This is a genomic window from Roseofilum sp. Guam (assembly GCF_017746735.1).
Lineage (GTDB): Bacteria > Cyanobacteriota > Cyanobacteriia > Cyanobacteriales > Desertifilaceae > Roseofilum > Roseofilum reptotaenium.
In genome coordinates this window covers 1-3,117 of record NZ_JAGHZN010000125.1, presented here as the reverse complement: position 1 = coordinate 3,117, position 3,117 = coordinate 1, and the positions used below count along the sequence as shown (strand labels likewise).

Sequence of the window (3,117 nt, the reverse complement as noted above, 5' to 3'; positions counted from 1 at the left end):
TCTCCTCGCAAAGGAGTTCCCATTCTTTCGCTTTGAAATCAGCAATAGCAAATTGCCCTACACCTTTGATGAGGTCGTCAACTCTCTGAGGGGGCATAGAGAGGACGCAATAGGTTAGCTGGGATATCTCTCTCATCATCAGCTCTTCGGCTAGGGGGTTCCGATTAACGATTGGTGCATCAAACTCCACTAGACATAATCGCCTCTCTAAAGCCTTCTGTGACTTCTTGAATAGCGCTCCGTTGGAGATTACGAGCAAAGTTCCATGAAAAGGGCTAGAAGCAACTTCACCGTAAATTTGGCGGTATGAGACAGTATCCCCACCCGTGAGACTCTTTAGGTTAGCCATAGCGCTGTCGCAGTGGGTAGCTTCCTCGTCGGGGAGTACGACCAACTGACTATCCATGAAGTGCGCCAACTGGTAATCTTCACCCAATTTGCCAAGCTTAGAGGCTTTGGTATTTTCCTCCCCAATCAATGCGGATAATATTCGGGAAAATGTCCCTTTTCCGGTTCCAGGTCTACCCGTTAAATGAATGAATTTGTGAAGCTTGGACAATCGCCAAGTTATAACACCGTTACATACAGCCATCAGCTTAAGGATTTTCCTTTCATCCCCTACCATGGCGTAATTCCACGCCTCGTAAATATTTGGGCAATAGGTTTTCAGCGCTTCAATTGGGTCGGCGATCGCTTCTCCTTCTGGTTGCCACCAGTCCCGGTCAATCATGCTGGTGTTGTAATTTTCCGGGTCATGGGGCTTGATTGTCATCTCCCGAAGATTCACTACTCCGTTGCGAAATGCTGTTGCCTCAAGGGTTTGGCGACGAAACCACCCAGTTATCGGAGCTAATCCACGATTCGGCTGCAAAGTGGATGGCATCACCGATTTTTTCCTCTGGGATAGCTTCCCAGTATTTACTGTTCCACTCTCGCCACATCTTTTGCTCATTGTGAAAACGCCACCGGTTACGATTTTCTGTTGCTAGTTGACGAGCAAATTCTACTGGTGTCGGGTCATCGCCCCCGTTCTTTTTAGGTTTGTCCTTCTTAGAGGATGCCCCCTTTTCCTTTTTCTCTGGTTCTGGGAATTGTTTTTCCCATTCAGCGATGGTTAAAGCCAACCTAATTACCTCGTCAAAGTTGCCGCCACGGGCAATAAAATCATCCATTCCTTCTTTCTCTTTTTCGGGTTCCCAAACGCAAATTTTAACAATATGCCCCCGGCGCCCTATCTCCTGACTAAACCGCTTCAGTTGTATCCAAACGTTCCAGTTCGTTCTAAAGTCTGCGTCAAAGGTTACCAAAGCCTCCCTTGGTGTACCCCCCTCTGGGTAGAGAGCCTCCAGCAAGGGTTTCAGCTTCTTGGGTTCTCCCGGTAAATGCCATTGTCCCACACCAGGAAATACAACAGTGGGATGTCCCAGGCAAATTCCAGCCAGAGACTTCTTTCCTCCCTCGGAAGATACGCCAGGGATTTCTGGGTGGGCAATGACGAATTGGATGAGAGGGGTATCCCAATCCTCATCAGTTATCAGATGTTCGTAACGTTCTGTAAATCCTTCAAAATCTCTAACCCTCCCTCTGGGGAAATAACAAGCAGGAGAAACCCCAGAGGGCTTTAGGTACTTAGTGTCTCCCTTCTTAACCTGGGGCTTGACTTCAATCCCATTCATCTCAATCTCCCCGTCAACCCCAGCCGGGACGCTGTACCAAACCCCAGAACCGTAATAGCCCTTCCTGTTCAAGAAATTAGCGATACGCTTCTTGTCATCAGTCACATTTACCAGCGATCGCTCGTAATCCCGTTTGATTGCGGAATCATCAAGGTCTGCATCTTTCCACTCTTCCAGGGAAAGACGATTCTCATTTTCTGCTACAATGGGAGAAGCGGAAATCGAGGGCGTTGCGAGACCACCCTTAAAAAAGTTATTATTTTTCATGAATTTATTTTTTTTGAGCCGGACGGGGATGACCCTCCGGTTATTTTTTTGTGTGGTCATCCCACATTTGCAATTCTACACCACTTTTCAGTAATTTAAAGTAACTCTATCACCTCCAGCGCTTCACGAATCTTATCCTTAATTTTATTGCCAGCGTTAGCCTTTAAAGCTAGGGCTTCATCCAGGATTTCTTTCACCTTAGACAGCTCTAGAGATTCAGCAGGTTGTTCGGTATCTTCTGCCAAATTTTCTGGCACTCTAATGGCTTTGGTTTTGTTAGTAGACTTCCACTTAGAATGGATTGGTTTTAGCCCTTGCGTGTTTCGTTTGTGCGTCATTTCACTACTGTACGATTGTTTTTAGGCGATTAGCTGATTTGTTTTTCCTTGCCTACACCCTCCTATTCATAAGTTAATGTTCATCGAAAAAACGGTGATATTTTAATTGGAGATTTAAGGTAAACGTTCACTCTAAATCGCCAGAATTTACTGATACGTTTACCTTAAAATTAATCGCCAATATTTAAGGTGTTATAGGGTGGGAAGTAGTGGACTAAAATATCGATAAATTAGACCATCTAAAATGTTGTTAGTTAATGGGGTGTTCCCGCGAATAGACCGTATTGACTATAGTGATATTTCCTCCTATTTAAATGTGAGTGTTTTCCATTTCTGGCAAACTCTTTTAATGGCTACATTACTATTGTGCAGTAGTAGTAAACTGATTGCAAGTGCACAATATTTATTTCTCTTATGATTTCATTTTATATCATAGACTTCAATCTATTTTTAACGTTAATCAGACCAACAGTCTCCTACTCCCTAGTGGTGAAATTTAAGTTAAAAGTTGATAGGGGTGTTGTAGTGGTTTTACCTTAAATTTTTAAGGTAAATTAACCCCTTCCAGGTAGAAGGGGATTCGCCTGCATTCTAATCAATTCTGGGAAGGTCGTCGTTACCTCCCAGGAGTTCATTGAGTCTGGCGTTTTCTTTCTTCAGGAAAAGGATAGTTTCCTCTAGGGATTTAATGGTTTCCTGAGCTTGGGAGAGTTCATCTTTCAGACGCTGATTTTCTGATTTTTCAGAAATGTCAGCCATTAGAAGGTTCACCTGATTCCTGGTAGTTTGGTGCTTGTCGTATTTATCATTCATGGTTTGGGAATGACCCAGTGATA

At 44.0% G+C, this 3,117-nt stretch carries 4 protein-coding genes; all 4 read right to left on the bottom strand.

Features of this window, described 5'->3' with window-relative positions; translation table 11 throughout:
- Positions 1–883 (bottom strand): DUF5906 domain-containing protein (locus J7529_RS24550; protein WP_318731171.1); only part of this gene is annotated, 883 nt, incomplete at its 3' end.
- Entirely contained in the window at positions 813–1,943 is a 1,131-nt protein-coding gene (locus J7529_RS24545; protein WP_318731170.1) for a DUF3854 domain-containing protein, read from the bottom strand. The genes J7529_RS24550 and J7529_RS24545, both read right to left, overlap by 71 nt.
- 95 nt (positions 1,944–2,038) lie before the next feature.
- Positions 2,039–2,281, bottom strand: a complete 243-nt coding sequence (locus tag J7529_RS24540; RefSeq protein ID WP_318731169.1) for a hypothetical protein — start codon at positions 2,279–2,281, stop codon at positions 2,039–2,041.
- Between the two features lie 591 nt (positions 2,282–2,872).
- A partial coding sequence (locus J7529_RS24535; protein WP_318731168.1) for a hypothetical protein occupies positions 2,873–3,117 on the bottom strand: 245 nt, incomplete at its 5' end.

Excerpts from the sequence above, each read along its gene's own strand:
- J7529_RS24545 (WP_318731170.1), bottom strand. The coding sequence starts at position 1,943 with ATGAAAAATAATAACTTTTTTAAGGGTGGTCTCGCAACGCCCTCGATT.
- J7529_RS24540 (WP_318731169.1), bottom strand. The coding sequence starts at position 2,281 with ATGACGCACAAACGAAACACGCAAGGGCTAAAACCAATCCATTCTAAG.